Source organism: Acinetobacter geminorum (genome assembly GCF_013009345.1).
Taxonomy (GTDB): domain Bacteria; phylum Pseudomonadota; class Gammaproteobacteria; order Pseudomonadales; family Moraxellaceae; genus Acinetobacter; species Acinetobacter geminorum.
The window spans coordinates 177,496-203,301 of sequence record NZ_JABELE010000006.1 but is presented as its reverse complement, the minus strand read 5'-3'; the positions used below and the strand labels follow the sequence as shown (position 1 = coordinate 203,301).

At 37.4% G+C, this 25,806-nt stretch carries 25 protein-coding genes; 22 read left to right on the top strand and 3 right to left on the bottom strand.

The annotated features are described in order from the left end of the window. Nucleotides 1-417 precede the first annotated feature (417 nt). From HJG58_RS07820 to hisC, 7 genes are all read left to right on the top strand, one after another. Complete coding sequence (locus HJG58_RS07820) at nt 418-1,866, top strand: RNA polymerase factor sigma-54 (RefSeq protein WP_216076536.1); 1,449 nt, start codon at nt 418-420, stop codon at nt 1,864-1,866. 166 nt (nt 1,867-2,032) lie between these two features. Beyond that, nucleotides 2,033-2,371, top strand: a complete 339-nt coding sequence (gene hpf, locus HJG58_RS07815; RefSeq protein WP_170248469.1) for a ribosome hibernation-promoting factor, HPF/YfiA family — start codon at nt 2,033-2,035, stop codon at nt 2,369-2,371. Between the two features lie 138 nt (nt 2,372-2,509). Then, nucleotides 2,510-2,761: a BolA family iron metabolism protein IbaG gene (gene ibaG, locus HJG58_RS07810; protein ID WP_002115399.1), complete on the top strand. Its 252-nt coding sequence runs from the start codon at nt 2,510-2,512 to the stop codon at nt 2,759-2,761. A gap of 6 nt (nt 2,762-2,767) precedes the next feature. Continuing rightward, nucleotides 2,768-4,024 carry a UDP-N-acetylglucosamine 1-carboxyvinyltransferase gene (gene murA / locus HJG58_RS07805; protein WP_170248468.1) on the top strand — a complete coding sequence of 419 codons (1,257 nt, stop codon included), beginning with the start codon at nt 2,768-2,770 and terminating at the stop codon, nt 4,022-4,024. Continuing rightward, nucleotides 4,024-4,707: an ATP phosphoribosyltransferase gene (hisG, locus tag HJG58_RS07800; protein WP_005071248.1), complete on the top strand. Its 684-nt coding sequence runs from the start codon at nt 4,024-4,026 to the stop codon at nt 4,705-4,707. Before murA ends, hisG begins: the two co-directional genes overlap by 1 nt. Before the next feature lie 106 nt (nt 4,708-4,813). Next, a complete protein-coding gene (gene hisD / locus HJG58_RS07795) occupies nt 4,814-6,103 on the top strand; it encodes a histidinol dehydrogenase (RefSeq protein ID WP_170248467.1) in 1,290 nt (429 codons plus the stop codon). 69 nt (nt 6,104-6,172) lie between these two features. Then, nucleotides 6,173-7,258, top strand: a complete 1,086-nt coding sequence (gene hisC / locus HJG58_RS07790; RefSeq protein WP_170248466.1) for a histidinol-phosphate transaminase — start codon at nt 6,173-6,175, stop codon at nt 7,256-7,258. Nucleotides 7,259-7,261: 3 nt separating this feature from the next. Here hisC and HJG58_RS07785 read toward each other — a convergent pair whose 3' ends face one another. Beyond that, the gene (locus HJG58_RS07785; RefSeq protein WP_170248465.1) at nt 7,262-8,614 is read right to left on the bottom strand and encodes an anthranilate synthase component I family protein; all 1,353 of its coding nucleotides are present in this window, start codon (nt 8,612-8,614) and stop codon (nt 7,262-7,264) included. A gap of 358 nt (nt 8,615-8,972) precedes the next feature. Between HJG58_RS07785 and filA the strand changes: the two genes are divergently transcribed. The 6 genes from filA (at nt 8,973) to filF (ending at nt 17,069) form a co-directional block, all read left to right on the top strand. Next, entirely contained in the window at nt 8,973-9,848 is an 876-nt protein-coding gene (gene filA / locus HJG58_RS07780) for a putative pilus system protein FilA (RefSeq protein ID WP_216076535.1), read from the top strand. Nucleotides 9,849-10,149: 301 nt separating this feature from the next. Next, nucleotides 10,150-10,983, top strand: a complete 834-nt coding sequence (gene filB, locus HJG58_RS07775) for a putative pilus system C39 family peptidase FilB (RefSeq protein WP_170248487.1) — start codon at nt 10,150-10,152, stop codon at nt 10,981-10,983. 45 nt (nt 10,984-11,028) lie between these two features. Then, on the top strand, nt 11,029-12,198 hold the full coding sequence (filC, locus tag HJG58_RS07770) for a putative pilus system protein FilC (RefSeq protein WP_216076534.1): 1,170 nt from the start codon (nt 11,029-11,031) through the stop codon (nt 12,196-12,198). A gap of 18 nt (nt 12,199-12,216) precedes the next feature. After that, nucleotides 12,217-13,881 carry a putative pilus system OmpP1/FadL family transporter FilD gene (gene filD / locus HJG58_RS07765; RefSeq protein WP_170248464.1) on the top strand — a complete coding sequence of 555 codons (1,665 nt, stop codon included), beginning with the start codon at nt 12,217-12,219 and terminating at the stop codon, nt 13,879-13,881. After that, nucleotides 13,875-15,122 carry a putative pilus assembly protein FilE gene (filE, locus tag HJG58_RS07760; protein ID WP_170248463.1) on the top strand — a complete coding sequence of 416 codons (1,248 nt, stop codon included), beginning with the start codon at nt 13,875-13,877 and terminating at the stop codon, nt 15,120-15,122. The genes filD and filE overlap by 7 nt, the downstream gene beginning before the upstream one ends. Before the next feature lie 18 nt (nt 15,123-15,140). Next, nucleotides 15,141-17,069: a putative pilus system protein FilF gene (gene filF / locus HJG58_RS07755; protein ID WP_170248462.1), complete on the top strand. Its 1,929-nt coding sequence runs from the start codon at nt 15,141-15,143 to the stop codon at nt 17,067-17,069. Between the two features lie 55 nt (nt 17,070-17,124). Here the strand turns inward: filF and HJG58_RS07750 are convergent, their stop codons facing one another. Beyond that, nucleotides 17,125-17,673: an NUDIX hydrolase gene (locus HJG58_RS07750; RefSeq protein ID WP_002115876.1), complete on the bottom strand. Its 549-nt coding sequence runs from the start codon at nt 17,671-17,673 to the stop codon at nt 17,125-17,127. A 114-nt stretch (nt 17,674-17,787) separates the two neighbouring features. On the opposite strand from HJG58_RS07750, the gene HJG58_RS07745 reads away from it, so the two are divergent. From HJG58_RS07745 to fghA, 6 genes are all read left to right on the top strand, one after another. Then, nucleotides 17,788-18,414 (top strand): CoA pyrophosphatase, encoded by a 627-nt coding sequence (locus HJG58_RS07745; protein WP_014208431.1) that lies wholly within the window; start codon nt 17,788-17,790, stop codon nt 18,412-18,414. A 22-nt stretch (nt 18,415-18,436) separates the two neighbouring features. Continuing rightward, a complete protein-coding gene (locus HJG58_RS07740) occupies nt 18,437-18,964 on the top strand; it encodes a gamma carbonic anhydrase family protein (protein WP_104080176.1) in 528 nt (175 codons plus the stop codon). 134 nt (nt 18,965-19,098) lie between these two features. Beyond that, on the top strand, nt 19,099-19,764 hold the full coding sequence (tsaB, locus tag HJG58_RS07735; protein ID WP_170248461.1) for a tRNA (adenosine(37)-N6)-threonylcarbamoyltransferase complex dimerization subunit type 1 TsaB: 666 nt from the start codon (nt 19,099-19,101) through the stop codon (nt 19,762-19,764). Nucleotides 19,765-19,775: 11 nt separating this feature from the next. Next, entirely contained in the window at nt 19,776-20,567 is a 792-nt protein-coding gene (locus tag HJG58_RS07730; protein WP_170248460.1) for a class I SAM-dependent methyltransferase, read from the top strand. 136 nt (nt 20,568-20,703) lie between these two features. Then, entirely contained in the window at nt 20,704-22,155 is a 1,452-nt protein-coding gene (locus tag HJG58_RS07725; protein ID WP_170248459.1) for a C13 family peptidase, read from the top strand. Further along, nucleotides 22,124-22,969, top strand: a complete 846-nt coding sequence (gene fghA, locus HJG58_RS07720; protein WP_170248458.1) for an S-formylglutathione hydrolase — start codon at nt 22,124-22,126, stop codon at nt 22,967-22,969. Before HJG58_RS07725 ends, fghA begins: the two co-directional genes overlap by 32 nt. 5 nt (nt 22,970-22,974) lie before the next feature. Here fghA and HJG58_RS07715 read toward each other — a convergent pair whose 3' ends face one another. Beyond that, nucleotides 22,975-23,247, bottom strand: a complete 273-nt coding sequence (locus HJG58_RS07715) for a DUF2218 domain-containing protein (protein WP_000843456.1) — start codon at nt 23,245-23,247, stop codon at nt 22,975-22,977. 184 nt (nt 23,248-23,431) lie between these two features. Between HJG58_RS07715 and rpe the strand changes: the two genes are divergently transcribed. The 3 genes from rpe (at nt 23,432) to HJG58_RS07700 (ending at nt 25,795) form a co-directional block, all read left to right on the top strand. Next, entirely contained in the window at nt 23,432-24,118 is a 687-nt protein-coding gene (gene rpe / locus HJG58_RS07710) for a ribulose-phosphate 3-epimerase (protein WP_000043044.1), read from the top strand. Nucleotides 24,119-24,474: 356 nt separating this feature from the next. Then, nucleotides 24,475-25,296 carry a Cof-type HAD-IIB family hydrolase gene (locus tag HJG58_RS07705; protein WP_170248457.1) on the top strand — a complete coding sequence of 274 codons (822 nt, stop codon included), beginning with the start codon at nt 24,475-24,477 and terminating at the stop codon, nt 25,294-25,296. 103 nt (nt 25,297-25,399) lie between these two features. Then, a complete protein-coding gene (locus tag HJG58_RS07700; RefSeq protein WP_170248456.1) occupies nt 25,400-25,795 on the top strand; it encodes a hypothetical protein in 396 nt (131 codons plus the stop codon). Nucleotides 25,796-25,806: the final 11 nt, after the last annotated feature.

Below are 25,806 nucleotides of genomic sequence, written 5' to 3'. Positions count from 1 at the left end.
ACCCATGTGAGAGTAAGTCATCGCCAGCTCATTATTCTAAACACCCCCATTCCTATGAATGGGGGTGTTGCTTTTTGTGTGAGAAAAATATATTTGTAGGGAATAAATATAAAATAGTAAGCTATGATTTGAATCTTTAAATTTAATAGAAAAAACTATACAACCGAAGGGTAATCAATTAAACAAAATTAAAAGAGAACAAGCTCTTCCTAATTAACTTTTTATAACAAGATTTTGTGTCTGACTTTATATTCGAACCATGTTTGATAGAATTAATTTAATAAAACTATTTTTATAATTGGAAAAATCTCTTTTTTCTTCTACAAATTTCAGTTGGATATGTATGACAAATGGAGACTATATGTTATAAATGTTGAATAGGCATGATTTTTGCTTGTTTTATGGAAAATGAAATATATGAAATTATCTGTTGGATTGAAAGTAGCGAATTCTCTATCGTTAACACCTCAATTGCAGCAGGCGATTCGTTTGTTACAACTCTCTAGTTTAGAGCTTGAACAGGAAATTCAGATTCAACTAGATAGTAATCCTTTGCTTGAAAAAATAGAAGAAGAGTCGTTAACGGAAAGTCTGTCTACATTAGAGAATAAAGAATCGGATGATTTAACAACGGAACTAAATGCAAACCATTTGCCTGATGATTTGCCCGTTGATACTGAGTGGGATGATGTTTATACCCATCAATCAACAGCTTTAGCTACTCCAGAATTTGAAGAGCGGGAAGATAATCGCCAAGTTCAATTATCTCTTAAGGAACATATTTTAGAACAAGTTAATCTTTTGCATTTTTCTAAAATTGATCAATTAATTGCTTATTGTATTGTTGATGCATTAGATGATAAAGGTTTCTTGGATGCTGAAATTGAAGAAATAATTTTAGCGGCACAACAATTATTGAATGAAATGGATATCGAGGAGGAGATTGAGGAGGATGAGGTTTTAGTTGTTTTAAAACACATTCAACGACTTGATCCTTTAGGGATTGGTTCGCGTAATTTAGCGGAATGTTTAAGGATACAGCTAGAGTTTCTACCAAAAGATGTTGAATATCTAAACGAAGCAAAAAGCCTATTGCAATATTATGAGCTTTTAATAGCAAATGATCTAAATAAATTACTCAAACAAACTGGTTTAACGAAAGACCAATTGAAGTTTGCAATCAATCTTTTAAAAACATTAAAACCCTATCCAGGTATGGATTTTGATAAAGAAGAATCAGACTATCAAATTCCAGATGTGATGGTTTCTAAAAAAGATTTACACTGGCAGGTTCAACTAAATCCAGATGTGCTGCCTAAATTAAGAATTAATAGTTTTTACTCTAGTATGATTCGTAGAGCAGATCAGAGTGAGGATAATTTATATTTACGTAATCAAATGCTTGAGGCGAAAAACTTTATCAAAAGCATTGATGAAAGGCATAAAACGTTATTAAAAGTAGCTTCTTGTATTGTGGAGCATCAAAAAGCCTTTTTGGAAATAGGTCCTGAAGCAATGAAGCCGCTAGTTCTTCGAGATGTGGCAGAAGAAGTCGAATTGCATGAATCTACAGTTTCTCGTGTAACTACAAATAAATATATGCTTACGCCTCGTGGTCTATTTGAGCTGAAATATTTTTTCTCTAGTCATGTAGGAACAACAGCAGGAGGAGAGGCCTCTTCTACCGCAATTCGGGCAATGATTAAGAAACTAGTCGCAAATGAAAATCCACGTAAGCCTTTGTCAGATAATGTAATTGCTACATTATTAAAAGATGAGGGAATTGAAGTTGCTCGAAGAACGGTCGCAAAATATCGAGAATCGTTACATATTCCTTCGTCCTCTGAAAGAAAAGTCTTGATCTGAATTTTGAAGTATGGCTATTCTAGAGATTCATTATGACGAAATAATGAAATTTCATTTTCACCAAGAGAGTAACTAAAATGGTTTAATTGTTCCTAGATTTCTTTTGATAGCATTAAATCGTTTTAGTTCTTCTTTAGATAACCTAAAAAAGGTGAGGGATAGAATTATGCAATTAACGATTCGTGGACATCATTTAGCAATTACACCAGCTATAGAAGAAAATATTAAATCAAAATTTAATCAGTTAACGAAACACCTAGATCAGGTGAACAGTATGCAGATTAAATTAACAAAAGATCATCAAATTGATAAGCGCTCTCATAAGGGCAGTTCAAATCATGTTGCAGAGGCTATTGTAAGATTGCCGGGGATTGAGTTGTTTGCTCAGGCAACTGCTGATGATATGTATACTTCAATTAAAAAATTGACTGAAAAATTAAAAAGACAATTATTAAAATATCGAAAAATGCAATGTACTTATTCGCAAGTTACTGTTTCTATTTAATAAGTTTTTTGAAGTTAAAAGAGGCTTGAAAGATAGCCTCTTTTTTATTGATAAAATATAAACACGTACTGAATTCTTTGAAAAAGTTATAGTAAAATACTTCGTTTTACACCTTAGGTTGTGTCAGAGGTCTTTGCAATGAATAGTGAACAGCTCACTCAAATTTTAAAAGAAGCTTTCCCTGAAGCGGAAGTAGCGGTGAGCGGACAGGCCGGAAAATTTGACCTCCGTATTGTGGATGATCAATTTGACGGTAAGCGTACTGTTGCTCGCCAACAATTAGTTTATGCACCATTAAATACTTATATTGCAAGTGGCGAAGTTCACGCGGTGACAATTCGTGCAATGACCAAAGATGAATGGCGTAAAGCAAGCCTTTTCGGAGCTTAAATATTAATGGATAAATTTTTAATTACGGGTGGTGTTAAGCTCGACGGGGAAGTGCGCATTTCTGGGGCTAAAAATGCAGCTTTACCATTACTTGCTGCAACTATTCTTGCAGACTCTCCAATTACGATCACGAATGTTCCAAATCTTAAAGACGTAAATACTTTGGTCAAGTTGATTGGTGGGTTAGGGGTTACAATCAGCTATGAAAATGACACAGTAAAAGCTGATACCTCTACTTTAGATAATCAGTTTGCTCCTTATGAACTAGTAAAAACAATGCGTGCTTCAATTTTGGTTTTAGGACCCTTATTAGCACGTTACGGTAATGCAAAAGTTTCTTTACCTGGTGGTTGTGCAATTGGATCACGTCCAGTTGATCAACATTTAAAAGCTTTAGAAGCTTTAGGTGCACATATTGAAGTTGAAAATGGTTATGTTCATGCTTCAGTTGAAGGTCGTTTAAAAGGTGGTGAAGTTGTTTTTGATATGGTTACCGTTGGCGGTACTGAAAACATCTTGATGGCTGCTGCACTAGCTGATGGTGTTACGACTATTCGTAATGCAGCTCGTGAGCCTGAGATCACTGACCTTGCTCAAATGCTCATCAAAATGGGCGCCAAGATTGAAGGACTTGATACTGATACTCTTGTTGTAACAGGCGTAGAAAGTTTGCATGGCTGTGAATATGCCGTTGTAGCTGATCGTATCGAAACGGGTTCTTATTTGGCCGCTGCTGCAATTACGGGTGGTCGTGTCAAAACTACACATACCGATCCTGCATTACTTGAATCTGTTTTAGATAAGTTTGAAGAAATGGGTGCTGAAGTCACTCGTGGTGATGACTGGATTGAACTTGATATGTTAGGCAAACGCCCTAAAGCCGTAAGTTTTAGAACTTTGCCACATCCAGAGTTTCCAACAGATATGCAAGCTCAGCTTATGGCGGTAAACGCTATTGGTCGTGGATTTGCAACTATCTCTGAAACGATTTTTGAAAATCGTTTTATGCATGTTCCTGAATTGTCACGTATGGGCGCTAATATTCAGGTTGAAGGTCATGATGCTGTCGTAACTGGAGTAGAATCTTTACAGGCTGCACCTGTAATGGCAACGGATTTGCGTGCTTCGTTCTCTTTAGTTTTAGCAGCTTTAGTTGCAGAGGGAGATACCTTAATTGACCGTATCTACCATATTGACCGTGGTTATGAGCATGTCGAAGAGAAACTTCAAGGTTTAGGTGCCAAAATTAAGCGAGTAAGTTAATGAATGATGTAAGAAACGATGATCCTAATTTTGATGTGATGGGCAATTTTGATCATGGTTTGACCTTGGCACTCAGTAAAGGACGTATCTTAAAAGAGACGTTACCTTTACTAGCTACAGCGGGTATTAATTTGCTCGAAGATCCGGAAAAGTCCCGCAAACTGATTTTTCCTACTACGCATAAGCAAGTACGTATTTTGATTTTACGTGCATCTGATGTGCCTACCTATGTAGAAAATGGCGCAGCAGATTTAGGTGTAGCAGGCAAAGATGTGTTGATGGAACATGGCGCTCAGCATGTATATGAGCTACTTGACCTGAAAATCGCTAAGTGTAAATTAATGACTGCTGGTAAAGTGGGAATGGAACGTCCAAAAGGCCGTTTAAAAATTGCCACGAAATACGTCAATCTTACACGTCAGTATTATGCAAGCTTAGGTGAGCAAGTCGATGTGATCAAACTCTATGGTTCTATGGAGTTAGCGCCTTTAGTAGGTTTGGGTGATTACATTGTCGATGTGGTCGATACTGGTAATACGCTAAGAGCGAATGGTCTTGAGCCATTAGAGGAGATTTGCAAAGTCTCTTCACGTTTAATTGTAAATAAAGCTAGTTTTAAACGTAAGCAAACTCTATTAAATCCAATCATTTCACAGCTCGAGCAAGCTGTTCAATCACGTTAAAAGCAATTTCCCATCATGCTTTTGTGATAGTTGCTTCAGATGATGCCCACAAGCGCTTAGAAAAAGAGTAAACTTGTTTTTTCTTTTTCGCCTTGTGGGTAAATTGATGCGACGTTTATCGACTCAAGATCAGAACTTCAAACAGGTTTTTGCTGAGCTTTTAGCATTTGAAACCGTGAATGATCTTAATTTAGTGCAAACAGTAGATCAAATTATTGCTGATGTTCGTCAGCATGGTGATGATCATGTTTTAAAGCTTACTCAACAGTTCGATCGACATCCTGCGCATCAATTTTCAGATTTAGAGTTATCTCAACAACAGCTTAAAACTGCTTTTGATAATTTAAGCCCAGAAATTCGCGATGCTCTTCAGTTAGCAGCAACTCGTATTCGTACATTTCATGAAGCTCAGAAACAAGATAGCTGGACTTATCTAGACGATTTGGGCAATACATTAGGGCAAAAAGTCACGCCTCTAGACCGTGTGGGTATTTATGTACCAGGTGGTTTAGCATCTTATCCGTCTTCAGTTTTAATGAACGCTGTGCCAGCCCACGTTGCTGGTGTACCTGAAATTATTATGGTTGTTCCTGCGCCAAACGGTGAACTAAATCCATTGGTTCTCGCGGCGGCTTACCTTGCGGGAGTTAGTCGAGTATTCACTATTGGGGGGGCGCAAGCAGTAGCGGCTCTTGCTTATGGTACTCAGACTATTCCACCTGTAGATAAAATCACTGGTCCGGGGAATCGTTTTGTAGCAGCTGCTAAACGTGCTGTGTTTGGTCAAGTCGGCATCGATATGATTGCCGGACCTTCTGAAATTTTAGTATATGCAGAAGGTGAGAATAATGCAGATTGGTTGGCTATGGATGTTTTATCACAAGCTGAACATGACACTGTGGCTCAAGCTATTTTTATAACTCCAAATGAAGCTTTGCTTAATGCAGTCGAGTTGGCAATTGAAAAGCATTTAAATGAATTGCCAAAGGCAGATATTGCAAGAACTTCGATTGAAAACCGTGGTGCTTTGGTATTAGTCAAAGATCGTGCAGAAGCAATCGAGTTGATTAATCAGGTTGCCCCAGAGCATTTGGAACTGTGCTTAGATGATGCTGAAGCCATGAGCGAAGAGATTCGTCATGCTGGAGCAATTTTCATGGGACGTTATACACCTGAAGCAATCGGTGACTATTGTGCGGGTCCAAACCATGTATTGCCGACATCAGGAACTGCTCGTTTTTCTTCTCCGTTAGGCGTTTATGATTTCCAAAAACGTTCGAGCTTGATTATGTGTTCGAAAGATGGAGTTAAAACGTTAGCTAAAACAGCCGACATATTAGCTGTCCAAGAGAACTTAGATGCCCATGCACGCTCAGCTCGCTATCGTTATCAATAAGCTTATAAACCTTGTAGTTTTTTAATTATTACTCAGGGCTGGTTTTCAGCCCTTTTTTGAGATAAGACCATGACTTTATCTACAGCACAAATGCGCTTTTGGAGTCCAGAAGTTCGTGAGTTAGAGCCGTATGTTCCTGGTGAACAGCCTAAAATTCAGAATTTATTGAAGCTCAATACAAATGAAAATCCATATCCGCCATCCCCAAAAGTAGTTGAAGCGGTTCAAGCTGTTTTAACTCATCAAGCTGATGCATTACGTTTATATCCCGATCCAGATGCTACAACTTTAAAGCAAGCAATTGCTAAACAACAGAATATTGAAGTTTCGCAAGTTTTTGTTGGTAATGGCTCAGATGAAGTACTTGCTCATATTTTTAAAGCATTTTTTCTTCAAGACGAACCGATTCTTTATCCAGATATCACTTATAGCTTTTATCCAGTTTATAGTCAGTTCTTTGGAACAAAAACTAAAGAAATTCCGCTCAATGAAAATTTTGAGATTGAAGTTAAAGAGTACGCGCAACCAAATGGTGGGGTTATTATTACAAACCCTAATGCTCCAACAAGTATTGCACTAGGCTTAGCCGAAATTGAACAAATTTTAAAAGCTAATCCAGATCGGGTGGTTGTCATTGATGAAGCTTATGTTGATTTTGGTGCAGAATCAGCGGTGAGTTTAGTAAATCGCTATGAAAATCTGGTTGTGTGCCAAACAACTTCAAAGTCTCGCTCTCTTGCGGGTTTACGCGTTGGCTTTGCGATTGCTCAGTCTCATTTAATTGCGGCTCTTGAAGTTGTCAAAAATAGTTTTAACTCATATCCTATTGACCGTTTTGCAATTGCAGCCGCGGTAGCTTCTTTTGAAGATCAGGCTTATTTTGAGGAACAATGTCAAAAAGTTATTTCTAGTCGTGAAAAGCTAGTAGATGATTTAACTGCTTTAGGCTTTAAAGTTTTGCCATCTAAAGCGAACTTTATTTTTGTTTCTCACTCATCGCATGATGCAGGTCAACTCGCACAGCAACTACGTGAGCAGGGTATTATTGTGCGCTATTTCAATAAGCCTCGTATTAATCAATTCTTGCGAATTACTGTAGGAACTGATGAGCAAAATGAGCGTTTAATACAAACATTAAAACAAGATATTCTCTAAATTTTACTCTGCTGTGCTGTTCATCAAGTTCAGCATAGCAGAGACTTTATCAAGACTTTCTTGATATTCTGCTTCTGCATTTGATGCAATCGTAATACCACCACCTGCCCATAAAGAAAGCTGATTCTGATATTGTTGAAAACTACGGATGAGAATATTCCAGCGGCCAGTTCCATCAAAATTGAAATACCCTAATGTCCCGCAATATGCACCTCTTGCTTCTTCTTCCAACTCTTCAATAATTTGCATTGCCCGAATTTTTGGCGCACCTGTGATTGAGCCTCCGGGTAAGGCTGTAAGCAACATTTGCATAGGATTGATATCGTCTTTAAGGGTCGCAACGATCTCACTTACCATGTGATGTACTTGATTAAAACTTTCAATCTCGAATAGTTTTGTCGTTTTTACAGATCCTGTATTGGCATAAATGCTCAAATCATTACGTAATAAATCGACAATCATCACATTTTCAGCTTGGTCTTTTTGAGAGTTTTTTAAGGTTTGTTTAGAAATATAATCTTTTTCTATATTTTCATAGCGAGGCATTGTTCCTTTAATAGGTCTAGTTTTAATTTGTTTATTTTGATTAAATTCGATGAAAAGCTCGGGAGAGCAACTTAATAACTCAAAATCATCTAATTTTAAATAACCTGCATATGGGGCATTTGTAAGTTTCCATAGATCTTTAGCTTTATTTAATAAGGATCCTGAAAATTTAGCTTTAAACTCTTGAGTTAAATTAATTTGATAGCAGTCTCCAGCTTTAATATATTCTTGTATTTTATAGAAAGCATCGAGGTATTGTTTTTTAGACCATCGGGGTTGAATGGTGGTTTTTAATTCAAATATATTTTTAGAGTTATTAGAAATAAAATTTTGTATTTTATTTTCAATATATGAGAATAGGTCAAGAGCATCTACTTCATCACTAAAAAAATACCAGTCATTATCTATATATTTTAAAAAAGAACGATATTGGCCTATGAATAAAGAAGGTTGTATATGATTTTTACCATTAATAAATTGATGCGCACTGAAATCATAACTGATAAAGCCAATATACCCCCCCATAAAACTTGTTATAGTCTGAATATCATTTTTTGAATTAACTTCTTTAAACTGAATAAAATTTATTAATTGGTTTGGTTTTGAGGCATTTTTATATTCATTAAAATTTTGGCGCTCAAATTCTAAATAATTTTCATCTTGAATTAGAATATATTGTTGAGGAAGAAATCCAATAATTGGATTATTATTATCATTTAAATAAATAAGCCCAGTTAACCCATCTAATTTTTTTAAAACATCGGCAGTATTTTTACCATGTAAAGAGATTTTTTTCTTTAACTGAGACATTTTTAAATAAGAGAGCGCGGTTAAGAAGAGAGGAATTAGTTTACTACAAGTTGTAGTTCATCAGGAGAAAGTCTTTTAACTGATAATCTTTTTTGCTGATAAAATGAACGAAAATTTAGCCTAGGGTTTATGGTTTTTAGCAGAGTTTATTAAGAAAAAATTGAGCGTACCGTTTGTCGGGTAGTTGGCAAAAAATGCACAACAGTAGTTGAACAAAAATTAACGTAGATGTAATTTAGTAATTGCTAAGCAAAACTACTCAAGGATTGGAAGTTTCGGTTGCCATATAAAGAAAAATGCAACTTGAGACAATGAGAGTGGTTAAGTCAAAAAATAAATGCTCTTGGGAGAGTGCTCAATGAAAATGTTTACTAAACTTGCTTTAGTTTCTTCTTTAGCTATCAGCGCAAATGCAATGGCAATGCAGTCAATGGACGATGCTGCGCTTAGTGCTGCTACAGGTCAAGATGGTATTAATATCGGTATCGCTTTAGGTACTGGCGGTATTTCTATCGACAAATTATATATTCACGATAACGATGGTTTAGATCCTGCTACAGCTATTACTGGTGCTGCAGCAACTGCCGGTGCAATTACAATTACGGGTACAGATGCAACTAATGGTAAAGCGATAACTGTTACGCAGGTTGATCAAACTGCTAATTTGTTAGACCTTAAAATTGATAGCGTTGGTGCTTCAGGTACAAATGGCGCATTTTTAAACGTTGCTGCAAACGTAGGTGCAGTTAATGTAAAAGTTGGTTCTATTGGTGTGGGTTCTTCAGGCACTTTGAATGAAACTACTGCCGTACGTGGTATTACAGAAACTGCACCAACTGAAATTCTTTCTGGTTTAGATTTATCTTTAGGTGCAATTTCAGCTAATGTTCAATTGGGTGCTACACCACAAGGTGCAATGATTAAAGTGAATTCAAGCTTACAGGGTGGTTTAACTTTATCTAACCTAGGTATTAATGATGCTGCTGGCGGTGGTAAAATTGTCCTAGATAAAGTTATGGTCCGTGGTGCTGGTAATACAACTGGTAACTTAGATGTGAATGCCGACATTTCTGTTGTACCGACTGGGTTGAAGATTCAAAATAATAGTACTCAAGGTATGAACGTATACGCACAGGGTATTCGTTTGGGTTCAAACACTGCTGCTTCAATTGGTGATGTTGAAATCCAAGGTATTAATGTTGGTACTTCTACAATTACAATTTCTGGTCACTAATTTAAAAGTTTTAATAAAAAAGCGCGTTTAATACGCGCTTTTTTATTTATGAACTCATCTAATTTTATTATATAAAAATATATTTTAATTGATAAAAACAAGCTATTAAATTAAAAATCAACTTAAATTAAGCATAAAAGTCTCTCTATTTTTATAAAACTAAACGTTCATCAAAAAAAATTAAAAAAAGGCTGTTTTTTACAGAAAAAAAAGGTTTCTTCAACACACAGGGATGTAGAGCTATTGCTCTAAGAATAAAATGAATAAGGCCGGTTTAGGCCACCATTTAGAACAAGTGCTTATGTTAGAGATTGCTTTGGGCTCAGCATTGATTTACTACTTTGCGACAGAAGCCTTCGAAATAGAAAAAAAGCCACCGGGAACTGTTTATTATACAGAGACGGCCGATTCACGTAATTTGTCATTTCGCCGAACTCATATTGAACCAGTTACGATTAGACCTGCGATAGAAGATCAATTTCGCGGTATTGTTCGACAAGCATATGACTATAGCTGTGGTTCAGCTGCACTTACAACTTTATTGAATGGTTATGTGGGTACAAGCTTAACTGAGCAACAAACAATGAGTGGTTTACTTCAGTATGGTGAATATCAGCGGATTATTGAACGCCGTAGCTTTTCACTACTTGATATGAAGCGTTTTGTAACTGCTATTGGTTTAGATAGTGGCGGCTATCGTGGTGAGTTTTCTGATTTAGTTAAACTAGGTCAACCCGCAATTGTTCCTATTTCATATGCTGGTTTTAAACATTTTGTCGTATATAAAGCTTATAAAGATGGACGAGTATATGTAGCCGATCCTGCTTTAGGCAATATCAGCTTTGATGAAAATCGTTTTAAAGAAGTTTGGGATAATAATACTTTATTTGTTATTTCTGTCCCTGAATCGCAACGTAAAGACTTATTGACATTAAAAGATACTGATATGCGTCATGTGGAAGATGCAACTGTTAACCGTTATGCCTTTGTGGATGTGCAATATCCAACATTTAATTATGATCGTTTAGCAAATAAAGCCTCAACAATGCGAAGAGTTCTGGATAATGATAGTCACTCTTCCAATCATAATCAGCCGATAGAAACTTATATGCGTCTTTACTACAAGCGTAAGTAATGAAAATTTGATTTAGTAAAATAAATAAATTGGGTGGGAAGAAATATGAATAATCGATGGATGAAGATGAGTGTATTGGCATTAAGCATGAGTGCTATTACAGGTACACTTTATGCGGATGATCAAGTTGTACAAGCAGGCGTACAAAATAGTACAGCTGTTTCCGAAACGACTACAGTATCAGACATAACGCCAACATCAAATTCAGTGCAAGAAGGCGCAGTAGATCCGACTAATGGTTCTACAACCACTGAATCTGAACCTACATCAGCTAATCCAGAAGCAAATCAAGCCGCGACTGCTTTACAGAAAAAAGAAGGAGATGCGAGCCAAGAGACAAATTTACAAGAAGTTTTTACCTCGAATGAACGACAATATTCATTAATAAAAAAAGGCGAAATTTCTACATATTATGATCTCGATTACACCTATTACCGCGATAGTATTTTAGATTTAGCATTAGGAGATGATAATTCTAGTATTAGTCGATTGAGTATTAGGGAAGATGCTCAGCATACATTGACCAACAGTTTTACAGCTCAATATGGTGTTTTAGATAATTTAACACTTTCAGCAACTGTACCTCTCGTTGCTAAATCTGATATTGCTAGCGATTCAGATACTGCAGGGTTGGGGGATATTTCTTTAGGGGCGCGTTGGGAACCTTTCCCATTGAAACAAGGACGCTTACCTTTAGTTTTGTTTGGTAGCGTTTCTACTAAAACTGGGGATAGTCCATATGAAGTTGCTCAAAATGAACTTTCAACTGGTAAAGGTTATTACTCTGTAGGTTTAGGAGCAAGTACTCGTAAATATATCGACCCGGTGGTTTTGTTTGCTTCAGCATCTGCCAATTATGGTTTTAAAGAGACTGGTTTAAATCAGGTACGTGGTAATCGTATTTTAGAATCTTTTGATCCTGGAATCAGTGGTGGCTTCTCTTTCGGTTTTGCCTATTCATTTAACTATGATGTGTCGTTAACCATGTCTTACCAACAAAGCTTTAACTTAAATTCAGAGTTTCAGTTTGCAAATGGTGAATCATATCAGTCGCCAGATCAGAGTAGTGCTGTGATGGCTTTTGCTTTGGGGGTACGTGTTTCACCTGATACGATTGTTAACGGTACAGTTGGCTTTGGTTTAACAGAGGATGCACCAGACGTTTCACTTGGTTTGTCATTCCCGCTAGATATCTTAGGTTTGCGCAAAAAATAAAAATAAGGAGATAGGCAGGTGAAATATCCTAAATTATGTCCTTTAACAGTGGCAATTGTGATCTCTGGTTTTTCTAGCTTTGCCAATGCTCAATTAGGACAAAACCTAGCTGTAGATATTCGTTCATTATCGATGGGGAATGCTGTAACAGCAGATCCACCAGGTATTAGTGCTGTTCATTTTAACCCTGCAGCGTTAGCCAAGATTGATGGGCTACAAACTGATGTACAGGGTATTCTTGCTAATTTTGATATCCAACGCGAGTTTTCAGCCCCCCCTGGATATAATATTTTTGGTTATTCGGATGATCCTCTTGTCTGTAATGATGGACCAGAAGTTACTGCTAATATTTGTACAGATTTTAAAGGGCCAGTGCGTGGCGACGTTGAATACGCTAGTCTGTATGTCCCTATCCTTAAAAAAATGGTCGATTTAGGTGAAGGTTATCCACTAGTTGCTCCTACTGCAGGAATTGCCTACAAACCACCTGGCTCAAAAGTAACTTATGCAACAGCGATATATGCACCATTGGTTGCTGGTTTTGGTGCAGAAAATGGAAATGCTGGTAACTATATGGGGCAGCAAGTTGCAGTAGAGCGAATCACATATTTATCCCCATCTTTTGGTTTTCAAGTAAATGATCACTTATCAATTGGTGCCTCAATTGGTATGTCTTATAACGCACTAGCATTGAAAACTGATCTTCGCTTTCCAAATGAGATGATTGGTGTCTTGCGTATGGTTGATGAAGTGGTTTGCGCACCATTTAAGAATAATAATGACATGATTACCGACTTATTATTATTTGGTATGTGTAATGCTCAGGAAGGAATGAACCCATTTAATAAAATGGGAGCTTTACAAGTTTCATTGGAGCAGTCTTTAAGTCCAAGCTATAACTTGGGCTTATTGTGGGAACCAACAGATGATTTTGGCTTTGGTATGGTTTATCAAAGTTCAGCCAAGATGCGTATGAAAGGCAAATACTTAATTGATAATGCTAAAGCACCTCAAGAATTGATTAAGGGATTGAATTCATCTGCTACTGGTCAAATTCTAGCTAGAATTTTAGGTCTGCCTGGTTATGTACCTGATATTGAATCAGGTTTAGTTGCAATGGATTTAGAGTACCCTGCACATTTTCAGGCAGGTATTAAGTACAAGATATTGCCAGACCTACAAGTGAACTTTGATGTTGGATGGACAGATTATTCGGCATGGGATAAATTTAAATTTGAGTTTGATCGTCAGATCTCATTACTTAAAGTAGCAAAACTATTATCTAATGATGTGACCGATAGCTCTTTAGCATTACCCTTAAAGTTTACCTCACCGTGGAGTTGGGGAATTGGTTTAGAGTATTCAGCAACAGATCGTCTAAAATTGCGAGCTGGTTATGAGCCGCGCGCCAGTGCTATTCCTAATGACAAACGAAATACTATGGTTCCAATTAACAATGCACAGTTGTTTGGTTTAGGATTAGGATATCGTTTTGATGCAGATACGGATTTAGACCTTTCAGTTGGTTTCTTACGCAGCCGAGACAACATACCAGCCTGTACAAGTACTTTATCGAATAAATGCGGTGTCGATAATATCTTATTAAATCCTTATGCGGGTTTAGATGTAAAAACAAATACTAAAATTACAGTGCTTGGTTTGAGTTATAGAACAAAATGGTAAGACAATATAAATGGATGTTTCGCCCTAAACTTGCTATCTCAATTTTATCTGTTGCGATGGCAAGTGTTTCTGCATCTTATGCAGACGGTTTTTATACGATTATAGGCCCCGATGGGCGTCCTATGATTGTTCCGAGTAAAAAAGTTGATCAAAAAAGACAGATACCTCCTAGAATGGAAACACAATCCCAAAATCCATCTAATCAAACTATAATTGATCCAGCTCAAAAAGTTTCTAAAGAAAAAACTATAGATTCATCAAAAAAAATCGTGCAACCCACACAAAAGAAATTAAATACTGCACCGACTGCACCGACTGCACCGACTGCACCGACTGCACCGACTGCACCGACTGCACCGACTGCACCGACTGCACCGCAAAAAGCCCAAAATACTCAGCCTACTTCAGTAAATAGTCATGAATCAAAAACACCTAATGAAAATGTAAAACTTCAAACGGCGTCTAATAATGAATGGCAGAAACAATTACTTTTAATTCCACCTCCGATCAAAAGTACTTCACAGGCTTCCCCTGAGCCAACTTCTTCAAAAGATAAGTCTAAATTTACTACTATTGATGGCATAGAATATGTAAATAGTGAATATCTAGAAGACCAAGAGTTTAATTTAGAAGGAAAAAAGCGTTTTTATATCGTGCCAGATGGATTAGGCAGAACTGAGCCAATAGAACGGAAAAAAGGTCTAAGTCGATCAACATTGGATCAGCTTTTTAATCGTCATACTCAAGATACAGAGTCGGCAGTAGTATTAGCGCCGACGTATATACGTTTATCTTCTCAAGATTTAGAAGCAACTTTTGAACAGGATAAATGTTTTATTAGAAATTATAATAAATCAATTAAAAAGCTCAGTATAAATAAAGAAGTAAATTTGTGGCCAAGAAAACCTCTTAAAGAAAAGTTTGAGTATGAGTTGATAAAGCTTGATCCTTCAATTCAACATTTAAAACTTATGTCATTCGCTGCTAGTAATGAAAGACCTTTATATTATTGGCCTTTGGTTATTTTTTTAGATGATAAAGGGTGTATCTTAGAGGGAGTGAGCGGATTTAAGAGTAAATCGTATCCTTCTACTCTGTTACAACACGCATCAATTCAAGGTGTTTTAAAATTACCCCCTTCTGCGCACTACATGATGTTAACGCCATTATCCTCTGCTGTAGATGTTGCAGAAAATGAGTTAACGAATCAGGGACAAATTCAAATTTCGGTATTACGTTAAAAATAAGTAGGATATCTAATGAATAAAAAAGTTTTATGGCCATTTGCACTTACCACACTGGCTCTGATGCTAAACGGATGTGGTGGTGGTAGTTCCACAATAAATGAGAATCCTACAAATGGATCAGGAGGAGCTACTGCTAACGGAAGTTGTTCCGTAACAAACAGTGATTGTCTACAATTTTCTTTAGACTACCCAATAGCGGGTATTAATTTTACCTGTAGTAGTGCAGCGAATCTAAGCTTTGTTACTAAGGCTTCTGGAAATAGTGTTATTGGATCTTGTAAAGCCGGCGATACTGCTAGTTTTTATTTGCAAGATGCTAAAGCTACAAAAAAAATTGAACTAGGTTCTGTTAAGTTAGACACTGTTTCAAAAATTCAGATGACTGTTCCGCCACGTTTGAAAGTCATGGATATGGCGATTGGATTAACTGGGCAAACACCAACATCACTTAACCAGAATGATCCTACAGTGCGGGTTGCAATGGCATTGGTAAAACTCTTTCAAAGCGTTGGCTTAGAGAGGGGAGATCATGTTGCTGGTGATTTGCAGCCAACCCAATTTACCGATGAGAAGAAAAATACTTTAAATATTTTAGTTCAAAATATTACAGCTACAGAATGGAAAAATGGTGCTTATGCCAATATTTTGAAACCATGGTTAGATGTAAGTCCAGTATCAGATACGCAAGCTTTTGAATTGGTAACCCAGTTGGCATACTTAAGTTTAGTAGGGTTATATCAATCAGATTATATTACTTTGGCTGAGCCTAATTTAATATCTGAAAATTTTTATGGATGTAATTTAACTAATTTAGCAGATTGTCCAAAAAATAGCGCTAATACCCAACATATGTTTGGTAATTTATTCTTACTATCTGATCGTCGGGGATATACATTTGGTTATGGCTTACAATGGAAAGGAACGAGTACAATTACAAGCCAGTTAGCAATTAGTGCAGTATTAAATGTCTTGACGAAATCTAAGCCAACTCAAATGGTTGCAGACTCGCAAACTACTTGGCTTGATCCAATACAGACAGAAATTAAATCAACACAACCATTCCGTTTAAAAACTTCTAGCAATACAAATGAAGATTTAGTGATTTATCAAGGCAAATTATTAAATGATTCACTTATTGCAGGACGTGATAGTTCATATTTCGGGTTAACGAATACTAAAACTCCTAATCCTCAGCAGTATGCTTTATGGAAACAGAGTGTTGATAACCAAAATTATAATGGTTCTATGGATATTTATAAGGTAAGCCCTGCGAGCTATTTGTCTAATCAGATCTTTAAAACAGCTAATAATGTCAAATCTGGTCAAACTTATATTTTTCCATTATATGCAACTCTAAACTTTAAATTTGATACAGCAGGGATTGCACCTATTGATTTGGGTATTGTAGTTGATGAAAATGGAGACATTAGAACAGATATTAAACCTAATGCTACTGCGACAGACATGTCTGGTCAGTGTGGAGTGGTTTCAAATACCAGTTTAATTGATAACAATGGGGTTCAGCAGTACAGAATTGGCACAACTGGAGGAACAGAGTCGGCCACCAATGATAAGTCAATTACAGTAAGAATGATTTTTGGAGTGCCTCAATTAGGGAATTTAAATGGTATTGTAGTCGGCCTAAATTCAAATGTTGTTCAAAGTACTTCTCAAACTGGTAGCCAAACTTTACTTGTAAGTGGTGCAAAAATTAACGTTGCGAACTTATTACAAGGGCAGACCAGTGGTGCGAATCTTACTACCTACGATAACAAGACAGTTTCATGGTTAAATCCGTATGCTTTTTATCAACAGGTTTATAATAATATTAAAGATATTTCCCCTGCTCCGACTGAGACTGAAAAAGCTTTAGGTCAGCGTATGGCTGGAACTGTGACACTTAGAACAGCTGATTGTTATCAGATTAAGACTAAATCTTAAAAATAAGAGACAAATAAAAAGACCGCTTAGCGGTCTTTTTTATTTGTTTAATTAATTAACCAGTATGGTCTAAGCGAGTGCCTAAAGTTTCAAGATGTGTTGGGAACACTTGTTTTTTACGGTCTTCAAAATAATGTCTTAAAGTGTGTTCAACACTAGGAAAGGCGAGTTCTCCCCATGGAATTTCATGCTCTTCAAATAGACGACTCTCGATGCTTTCTTCACCTGCACCAAAAATGCCATCTTTCAGCTGTGCTTTGAAAAGAACATAAATTTGACCAATACGCGGAATATTGTACATGCAATAAAGTTGTTCTATTTCTATCTCGGCTTCTGCTTCTTCACGAGTTTCACGTGCTGCACCTTGTTCCATGGTTTCAAATAATTCCATATAACCAGCAGGTAATGTCCATAAGCCATAACGAGGTTCAATCGCACGACGACAGAGTAATACTTTGTCTTCCCATAACGCTAAGGCACCGCATATTACTTTGGGATTTTCATAATGAATATTTCCACAATGAGTACAAACACGGCGTACTTTATGATCACCTAAAGGAATTTTTTGTTCGGTTTTATGCCCACACGCTACACAGAAACTCATAATTATCATCGAGTATAGAGATGCCTCAGCATAACTGAATTTTTAGACTTACGCATCAACTCTATTCCCTAACTTTGATTTTCAGATATGATGCAAAGAGAGACAGAATAATAGGTGAATGGTATGGAAGAGCACTTGCTAACACAAAAGTTACAGCAAAGATTGCGCTTTTCCACCCGCATACAAGAAGCACAAGCAGCAGTACTCATTGCAATTACGAATGAAAATGATCCAAAGGTACTGCTTACACGCCGTTCAATACATATGAACAACCATGCGGGGGAAGTTTCTTTTCCTGGTGGAAAGCGTGACCCCAGTGATACGAGTAATATTGTTGTAGCGCTAAGAGAAGCTCAAGAAGAGACGGCTTTAAATCCGTTTGATGTACAGTTGTTAGGTGATTTGCCGATGCAGCGTGCAAGAAGTGGTTTGTCTGTAAAACCGATCGTTGGACTTATTCCTCCTGAGGTGACTTTAATACCTCAGCCTACTGAAATTGATCGAATTTTCTTTGTCCCGTTACAGCAACTTATTGAAACGCGTCCGACACCTTATGAAGTACGGTATGCTCATCAGTCTTTATATTTCCCAAGCTTACAGATTGATAATGAAATTATCTGGGGGTTAACTGCTCGTATGTTGGTTGCTCTGTTTAAATATGGATTGGGTTATCAAAAAGATTGGCCATTTTTACTTAATTCCCCAACCTTTGGAATGCCAAAGTTTTCTCATAAAAAATAAAGATCAGGATTGATAAATTATGATGTATAGCTATCAAGGACAGCACCCAAAAGCATTACATGAGCCATGGGATGGCTGGGTTGCTCCAACCGCAACGCTTATTGGACAAGTAGAGTTAGGTCGTCAGGTCAGTATTTGGTTTGGTGCAGTAGTTCGTGCCGATAACTGCGTAGTTCGAATTGGTGATTTTTCTAATATTCAAGAAAATTCTGTCTTGCATACCGATGCTGGACTTGAGCTAAATATTGGTGAATATGTCACAGTCGGTCATAAAGTCATGCTGCATGGTTGTACGATTGGTGATAATAGTTTGATTGGTATGAACGCCGTAATTTTAAATCGGGCTGTGATTGGAAAAAATTGTATTATTGGCGCTAATGCTCTAATTCCTGAAGGGAAAGTAATTCCAGATAACTCAGTGGTGATGGGCTCACCTGGTAAAATTGTCAAAACATTAGATGAAGATGGCGCGGCCAAAATACGATTGAGTGCACTGCATTATGCTGAACACTTTAAGAACTATGCAGATTTGAAAGAGTTCAATTTTTAAAAATTTTAATAAGTTATTTTCTATGCCGAGCACAAGCTTGGCATTTTTATTTAGAGAGAGAACAACTCGCCTATCAGAGCCGAGTGGGGTATCATAACCTTCGTTTTTAATCTGATTTAATACTAAGGTTGTGCATGAAATTGCTGGCGTTGGAAACTGCAAATGAGCAGTGTTCTATTTCATTAGTCGATGAAACCCAAGAACTGTTTTTTCAACTCGATACGCGGACGAAAGCACAAACCCAGACCATTTTGCCTATGATTGAGCAAGGGCTACAACAAACAGGTCTTGAGGTTGCAGGTCTGGATGCGATTGCCTTTAGCCGTGGGCCAGGTTCTTTTAGTGGTGTTCGAATTAATGCTGCTGTTGCTCAGGCTTTAGCTTGGTCACAAGATTTACCAGTAATTCCCGTTTCTACATTGCAAGCTTTAGCACAAGCGGCATACCGACTTGAAGGTTTGGAACAGGTGACTGCGGTGCTCGATGCGCGTATGAATGAAGTTTACATTGCAAGTTTTATTCTAGATGAACAAGGAATTATGCAGTGTATTGATGAAGAAAAATTAATGAGCTATGAGCCAGCAGCAGCTTATGCAAAACATTGCTTAATTGGTTCGGGCGCAAAGTTACTTCAAGCTGATGCAGAGCATCAAACAATCACTGCAACTGCACAGGATATTGCTTCTATTGCACGTGTTTATGCTGCACAAAAGCAATGGGTGGATGCCGAACATGCTTTGCCAGTTTATTTACGTGATGATGCGTGGAAAAAGATAGCGGATCAGGGTAAAGCAAAATAAAGGCAGTACTCATGCATATATATTTTGAAGTAGTTTTTCAAGAACAGGCACAGCACTATCAAGCTGTGCTTTGTTCTAGAGGTGTGACTGTCGATTTACAGCCAATTGAAAAGCTGAATGCGCGGTTTTTACGCTTCAACCCTGAAATTGCCCTTTGTGTAGATGAAAACGGACTTTGGTTATCTGCTAATGGCATGAAAATGCAACCCGATTGGAAAGCTGAAATTCCACGTTTAAAACGTGCAAGTCTTAAATCGGAAATGATTGCCCGTGCTTGTCAGTTAGGTGAAAAGCCGGTACTGGTTGATGCTACAGCGGGTTTAGGCCATGACAGCTTACTTATGGCTTATCTAGGTGCCCAAATCCAGCTCGTTGAGCGCCATCCGATTTTATTTACTTTACTTGAAGATTCAAAAGCTCAGGCGGAACGTGATCCATTTTTAAGTCAATTTATGGATCGTATTCAACTGATCTTTGCTGACTCTGCAAGCTATTTACAGCAATTACATCAAGAAGCAAAAACGGTTGATGTAGTCTATCTTGACCCGATGTTCCCACAGCGCGACCAGAATCAACAAGCAATTAAAAAACAAGCTCAAGTCAAAAAGCAGATGCAGCTTTTACATCTCCTTTTACCCGAAGATGGTGAGATGGATTTGGGGGATAATTTGCTAGTTTTGGCACAGAAAGTTGCTAAGCGTGTCGTGGTTAAGCGGCCACGCCATGCTATTTTCTTGGCAAATCAAGAGCCAGCTCATCAATGGCAAGGGGATGCTTGTCGTTTTGATGCGTATTTTCAGTAGGCTTATGTAAGGTTAGGTTTTATTGCTTGAATAATGCACAAATATATGTGATATAGTTCAAAAGCATGATTGCTAAAATTCTTAGCAGGCATACACTTAAGATGCCTGTCAAAAACGAAATTTTTGAAAACCTTTTATGATTGATCTTAAACCCTCCATTAACTTTTGGCATGATTTTAAAAGCAACCAAATTGCCGGAATGTGGCTGTTTTTGGGGTCAAGACGTTCTTTACAGATTGTGCATCCATCTATTCTTCAGCTTATTATCTGGGGAATTTTAGGAGGATGTACTAACTCTCTTTATAGTTGGCTTGTCGCTGGTCAAATCGGTGATTTTAATTCACAAGGTTTAATTGGTTATGCACTTTGGCCATTCATTGCCTTAATTGTTGGTATTTTCTTATCACAGCGAACTAACCAACCTCGTTTAATGCTAGTTCCTGCTTTACTTTGGCTAGTTCTAGATACAAATATCTTATTAATTCAATGTTTAATTCAGTATTTGGGGTCTAATGGTTATCTCAACTTTATTCCCGATGCTATTTATAACGGAATTTTACCGAGCTTATTTGTAGCTTTATTCGTGTGGCAAAGTTTAGCGGTAATTTGGGTTTTCTCACGTGAGCTTAAATGGCCATGGTGGGAACGTGCATTGGTTATGGTTGCGACTATTGCAACGATGGTGGTTTGGCAACTTTCTGTAAAAGATCAACCGATTTGGAAAGTAGAAGATTCGGCTCCTACATTTGCTGAAGATGCTTTTTATGCGCAAAGTAAGTTGTTGAACGATTCTTTAGAGCAAGTTCAATATGGTGAGCTCGCCAAAAGCCATTGGTACTTTTTAGGTGTTGCTGGCGATAGTTATCAAGATGTTTTTAAATCGGAAGTGGTCCGTATTAAAGAGCAGTTTGATACACGTTTCGGAACGATTGGTCGTTCGATGATGCTGGTCAATAATCCAGATACGCGAACAGAAATTCCGATTGCGTCTAAAACCAGTATTGAACTGGCACTACGCCGTATGGGCCAGCAAATGAACCGTGATAGCGATGTCCTATTTCTATATATGACTTCACACGGTGAACAAAATCACTTCGAAATTGAAAATGCGCCATTAGATTTAGGGCAAGTAGACCCGAAATGGTTACGTGAAACACTGGATAAATCTGGCATTCGCTGGCGTGTGATTGTCATTTCTGCCTGTTATTCAGGAAGCTTTATTCCTGCTTTACAGTCTCCTGATACTTTAATTATTACTGCATCGGCTGCTGATAAAACTTCTTTTGGGTGTAATAACGAAGCTGACTATACCTATTTTGGACGAGCTTTCTTTGATTTAGCTATGCGAGAGCAATCGTCAATGAAAGATTCGTTTAACACCGCTAAGCAAACGGTAACCAAATGGGAAGTGGCTCAAGGTGTTGAACCTTCAGAACCTCAGTGGATGATCGGTAAAAATATGGAACTTATGCTACCTCAATTGGAAAAGTATCTATTTCCTCAGCAAAATACGGGTAGTGTAGATATTACTCAAACAAAAACAGAGGCCAAAAACGATGCAACTCCTGCAAAAAAACCGCTGCTTTGAGGGCGAGCAGCGTATATACCAATTTGAATCTTCTTATTTAAAAGGAGCAGCGAAGTTTGGTGTTTATTTACCACCGGCAGCTTTAGAAGGTAAAGCTTGCTCAACTTTGTTTTACTTAGCGGGTTTAACGTGCACTGAAGAAACTTTTGCCATAAAAGCACATGCTCAGCATCTGGCAGCACAACTTAGTCTTATTTTGATTACACCTGATACTTCTCCACGTGGCGAACAGGTTGCGGCAGGGGATCATTGGGATATAGGTCAAGGCGCAGGCTTTTATATTAATGCCACAGAAGCACCTTGGTCTGAGCATTATCAAATGGAAAGTTATTTAATAGATGAGCTATATCCACTCATTTTAAAAAGCTTTCCTGTAAATGCTCAACAAGTTGGTATCTTTGGGCATTCAATGGGTGGCCACGGCGCATTAACTTTAGCGTTTAAATATCCTGAAAAGTTTAAGTCGGTATCTGCTTTTGCCCCGATCTGTGCACCAACCGAATGTGCATGGGGTGACAAAGCCTTTAGTCATTATTTGGGTGCAGACCGCGAAAGCTGGTTGGCTCATGATGCCACCGCTTTGGTTTTAAAAAATGGTGCAGTATTTAGCGAAATTTTGGTGGATCAGGGTTTGGATGACCAATTTTATGAACAACTTCACCCTGAAAAATTTAAACAAGCATGTTTAAAGGCAGGACAGCCTTTAACTTTAAGACAACATGCTGGCTATGATCATGGCTATTATTTTATCCAGACCTTTATGGATGAGCATTTGCAGTTTCATGCAATCCAGTTAGAAAAAGTATCTGGCTAATTAGTTTAGTGTTGCCATTCAACTTGAAATTCTTGTTGAGCCATACGGTTTAGATGATCAAGAACAACTTTTTCTAAGTGGTTGTGGTCATCTAACTGACTATCAATAGCAACGTTTAACTGCTCTGTTTCTGGTGCAAGCGTAATTGTTGCGGTAGGCATTAAGATTTTAAAATCTTGTTCGGTTTCTTGTACTTCAAATTTGTGTTTCCAATGATTAACTAGACGTTTTGCAATGCGTTTTCCATCGTTTGTTAATAGATGAGTTGTGCTTTTCATTATCAATCCTCACATTGGTTTAATGTACCTTAACAAATTCATTTGGCCATTAGCATTCTATTGTTGCAACGTTACGTTTCATGTTTGAAATGTTGTCATTTAAGCAAGGAAGGGCGGGCCAAGTAGGTTCTTTTTTGTTATAATTTTTAGCCTCTCCTTAAACTTCTAGCCAGGTCATCCACCTATGTCCAAGCCTTATTTGATTGCTCCTTCTATTTTATCTGCCGATTTTGCTCGTTTAGGCGAAGATGTAGACAAAGTGTTAGCCGCAGGTGCAGATGTAGTGCATTTTGACGTGATGGATAACCACTATGTTCCAAATTTAACTTTTGGTGCAGGTGTATGTAAGGCTTTAAAAAACTATGGGATTACAGCTCCTGTTGATGTGCATCTAATGGTATCTCCAGTTGATCGTATTATTGGCGATTTCCTAGAAGCTGGGGCAGATATTATTACATTCCACCCAGAAGCATCTCACCACATTGATCGTTCATTACAGCTTATTAAGTCTGGTGGTGCTAAAGCAGGTTTGGTTTTTAACCCAGCAACACCATTGCATTATCTAGATTATGTACTTGATAAAGTTGACCAAATTTTATTAATGAGTGTAAACCCTGGTTTTGGTGGACAAAAGTTCATTCCAATGACTTTAGAAAAATTACGTGAAGCTCGTAAAATTATTGATGCAAGTGGCCGTGATATCCGTTTAGAAGTTGATGGTGGTGTTGGTCCTGCAAATATCCGTGAAATTGCAGAAGCTGGTGCAGATATGTTTGTTGCTGGTTCAGCAATTTTTGGTCAACCCGATTATAAAGTTGTGATTGACCAAATGCGTGCAGAGCTTGCGAAAGTAGGCAGTGTTGATGCTTAAAAAGATAGAGTTAATCTAAAATAAACCTGTGGATAACTTTGTTTATAACTGTATGGATAACTGTGTTGATAACCGTATGGATAAGATGTTGGTAAAATAAACAAAATTAGATCAACCGTTTATTCTATAGACAAAAACTATGAAAAAAGAACGTTTTGGCGTTCTTTTTTTATGCGTGTTGAATAATTTATTAGCTAGTTTTTTATTAAGCTTTGCTAAAAAATAACCTGTGCAAAAAACAATGCATCTCTGTGTAAAACTTTTTGTGCATGCATACGTATAAAACTGTAAAAGTGTCATGAAAAATAAAGCTAAATTTGGTTTAATAAGTTTTTAGTAAGAGACCTCGATTATTAATGACAGTAAAAATTTTAGCGGTAGATATGGATGGGACTTTTCTTAATTCCAAAAAGCAGTACAACAAAGCACGTTTTTTAAAACAATATGAACAACTAAAACAAAATAATATTCATTTTGTGGTAGCCAGTGGTAATCAACTTGCAAAACTTGTTACCTATTTTCCAGAAATTAATCATGAGATTGCTTTTATTGCAGAAAATGGCGCACATGTTGTAGATGCTGGGCAAGAATTAGCTTTTGCTCATTTAAGTCAGCAACAATACGTTGAAATTTTAAAAGCGATTGACCCAGCGTATACCTCAACCATGGTGATCTGTGGAAAAAAAAGTGCTTATGTGCATAGCAGCATGAACGCAGAGGACTATGCCAAGGTTGCCCGATATTTTGAAAAGCTGACAGTTGTAGATGACTTTTATGCACTAGATGACTTAGTGTGCAAAATTACTTTTACGGCTCAGGAAAACGAGAGCTTTGCGATTTTTGAGCATTTTCAGAAGCAAAGTTTTGTAGCAGATAAAGTTTTGGTACCTGTTTCAAGTGGTTTTAATTTTATCGATTTGATTCTTCCCGACCAGCATAAAGCACACGGTTTGAACTTATTACTACAAAAATGGCAGGTTGAAACTAATCAAGTGGTTGCGATTGGTGATAACAACAATGATATGCAGATGATTAAAGCTGTGGGTTATGGGTTTGCAGTTGAAAATGCAGTAGAAGCATTAAAAGCAGTGGCGCCTTATACTACTGTAAGTAATGAGCAAGAAGGTGCATTAGAGGTGATTGATTTAGTACTTCAGCATCAACCCCCATTTGCTTAATTGCTCTATAACAAGCAGTTAAGATAGAAAATTGTATCTCTTTTAAAACTTCGTTATGCTAATGGCATTAAGATCACTCATCGGCTCTAGGCGATAAATCACAATGGCTCTACAACACTTACGCAAGTATGCTTGGTTTGTGTTCCTAATGGCTTTCGTCATTGGGTGGAGTGGTGTGTCTATTGCACAGAAGCCTATGCAACATGATCTTCATACTATGCCGTGTCATAGCGAAAAATTTTCGCATAACAATATGCATACTCAAGCAAATGATCAGCCTGTATGTAATCAAAAGATAACACAGTCTCTTCATTCGCATGGAGAGCATTGTCAGGACTGTAACCCTGTCCATTGCCAAATGGTGAATTTTGCTCTGCAGCAAGCTGTACCAGACGTTGAATCCCCATTTATTCCTATTTCATATCAATTTAGCAGTATTTATCAGGCTCAACATTTAGCCGGATACTGGCAAGAAATTTTACGTCCTCCTAAAGCTTGATCCTTATTTAC

What these genes read in the sequence shown, in the direction of transcription:
- HJG58_RS07700 (WP_170248456.1), top strand. Translation starts at nt 25,400, where the DNA reads ATGGCTCTACAACACTTACGCAAGTATGCTTGGTTTGTGTTCCTAATG.
- HJG58_RS07750 (WP_002115876.1), bottom strand. Translation starts at nt 17,673, where the DNA reads ATGAGTTTCTGTGTAGCGTGTGGGCATAAAACCGAACAAAAAATTCCT.
- hisD (WP_170248467.1), top strand. Translation starts at nt 4,814, where the DNA reads ATGCGACGTTTATCGACTCAAGATCAGAACTTCAAACAGGTTTTTGCT.
- tsaB (WP_170248461.1), top strand. Translation starts at nt 19,099, where the DNA reads ATGAAATTGCTGGCGTTGGAAACTGCAAATGAGCAGTGTTCTATTTCA.
- HJG58_RS07705 (WP_170248457.1), top strand. Translation starts at nt 24,475, where the DNA reads ATGACAGTAAAAATTTTAGCGGTAGATATGGATGGGACTTTTCTTAAT.
- hisG (WP_005071248.1), top strand. Translation starts at nt 4,024, where the DNA reads ATGAATGATGTAAGAAACGATGATCCTAATTTTGATGTGATGGGCAAT.
- HJG58_RS07730 (WP_170248460.1), top strand. Translation starts at nt 19,776, where the DNA reads ATGCATATATATTTTGAAGTAGTTTTTCAAGAACAGGCACAGCACTAT.
- filE (WP_170248463.1), top strand. Translation starts at nt 13,875, where the DNA reads ATGGTAAGACAATATAAATGGATGTTTCGCCCTAAACTTGCTATCTCA.
- hpf (WP_170248469.1), top strand. Translation starts at nt 2,033, where the DNA reads ATGCAATTAACGATTCGTGGACATCATTTAGCAATTACACCAGCTATA.
- filC (WP_216076534.1), top strand. Translation starts at nt 11,029, where the DNA reads ATGAATAATCGATGGATGAAGATGAGTGTATTGGCATTAAGCATGAGT.
- murA (WP_170248468.1), top strand. Translation starts at nt 2,768, where the DNA reads ATGGATAAATTTTTAATTACGGGTGGTGTTAAGCTCGACGGGGAAGTG.
- rpe (WP_000043044.1), top strand. Translation starts at nt 23,432, where the DNA reads ATGTCCAAGCCTTATTTGATTGCTCCTTCTATTTTATCTGCCGATTTT.
- filF (WP_170248462.1), top strand. Translation starts at nt 15,141, where the DNA reads ATGAATAAAAAAGTTTTATGGCCATTTGCACTTACCACACTGGCTCTG.
- HJG58_RS07820 (WP_216076536.1), top strand. Translation starts at nt 418, where the DNA reads ATGAAATTATCTGTTGGATTGAAAGTAGCGAATTCTCTATCGTTAACA.
- HJG58_RS07785 (WP_170248465.1), bottom strand. Translation starts at nt 8,614, where the DNA reads ATGTCTCAGTTAAAGAAAAAAATCTCTTTACATGGTAAAAATACTGCC.
- fghA (WP_170248458.1), top strand. Translation starts at nt 22,124, where the DNA reads ATGCAACTCCTGCAAAAAAACCGCTGCTTTGAGGGCGAGCAGCGTATA.
- filA (WP_216076535.1), top strand. Translation starts at nt 8,973, where the DNA reads ATGAAAATGTTTACTAAACTTGCTTTAGTTTCTTCTTTAGCTATCAGC.
- filB (WP_170248487.1), top strand. Translation starts at nt 10,150, where the DNA reads ATGTTAGAGATTGCTTTGGGCTCAGCATTGATTTACTACTTTGCGACA.
- hisC (WP_170248466.1), top strand. Translation starts at nt 6,173, where the DNA reads ATGACTTTATCTACAGCACAAATGCGCTTTTGGAGTCCAGAAGTTCGT.
- HJG58_RS07740 (WP_104080176.1), top strand. Translation starts at nt 18,437, where the DNA reads ATGTATAGCTATCAAGGACAGCACCCAAAAGCATTACATGAGCCATGG.
- HJG58_RS07715 (WP_000843456.1), bottom strand. Translation starts at nt 23,247, where the DNA reads ATGAAAAGCACAACTCATCTATTAACAAACGATGGAAAACGCATTGCA.
- HJG58_RS07725 (WP_170248459.1), top strand. Translation starts at nt 20,704, where the DNA reads ATGATTGATCTTAAACCCTCCATTAACTTTTGGCATGATTTTAAAAGC.
- ibaG (WP_002115399.1), top strand. Translation starts at nt 2,510, where the DNA reads ATGAATAGTGAACAGCTCACTCAAATTTTAAAAGAAGCTTTCCCTGAA.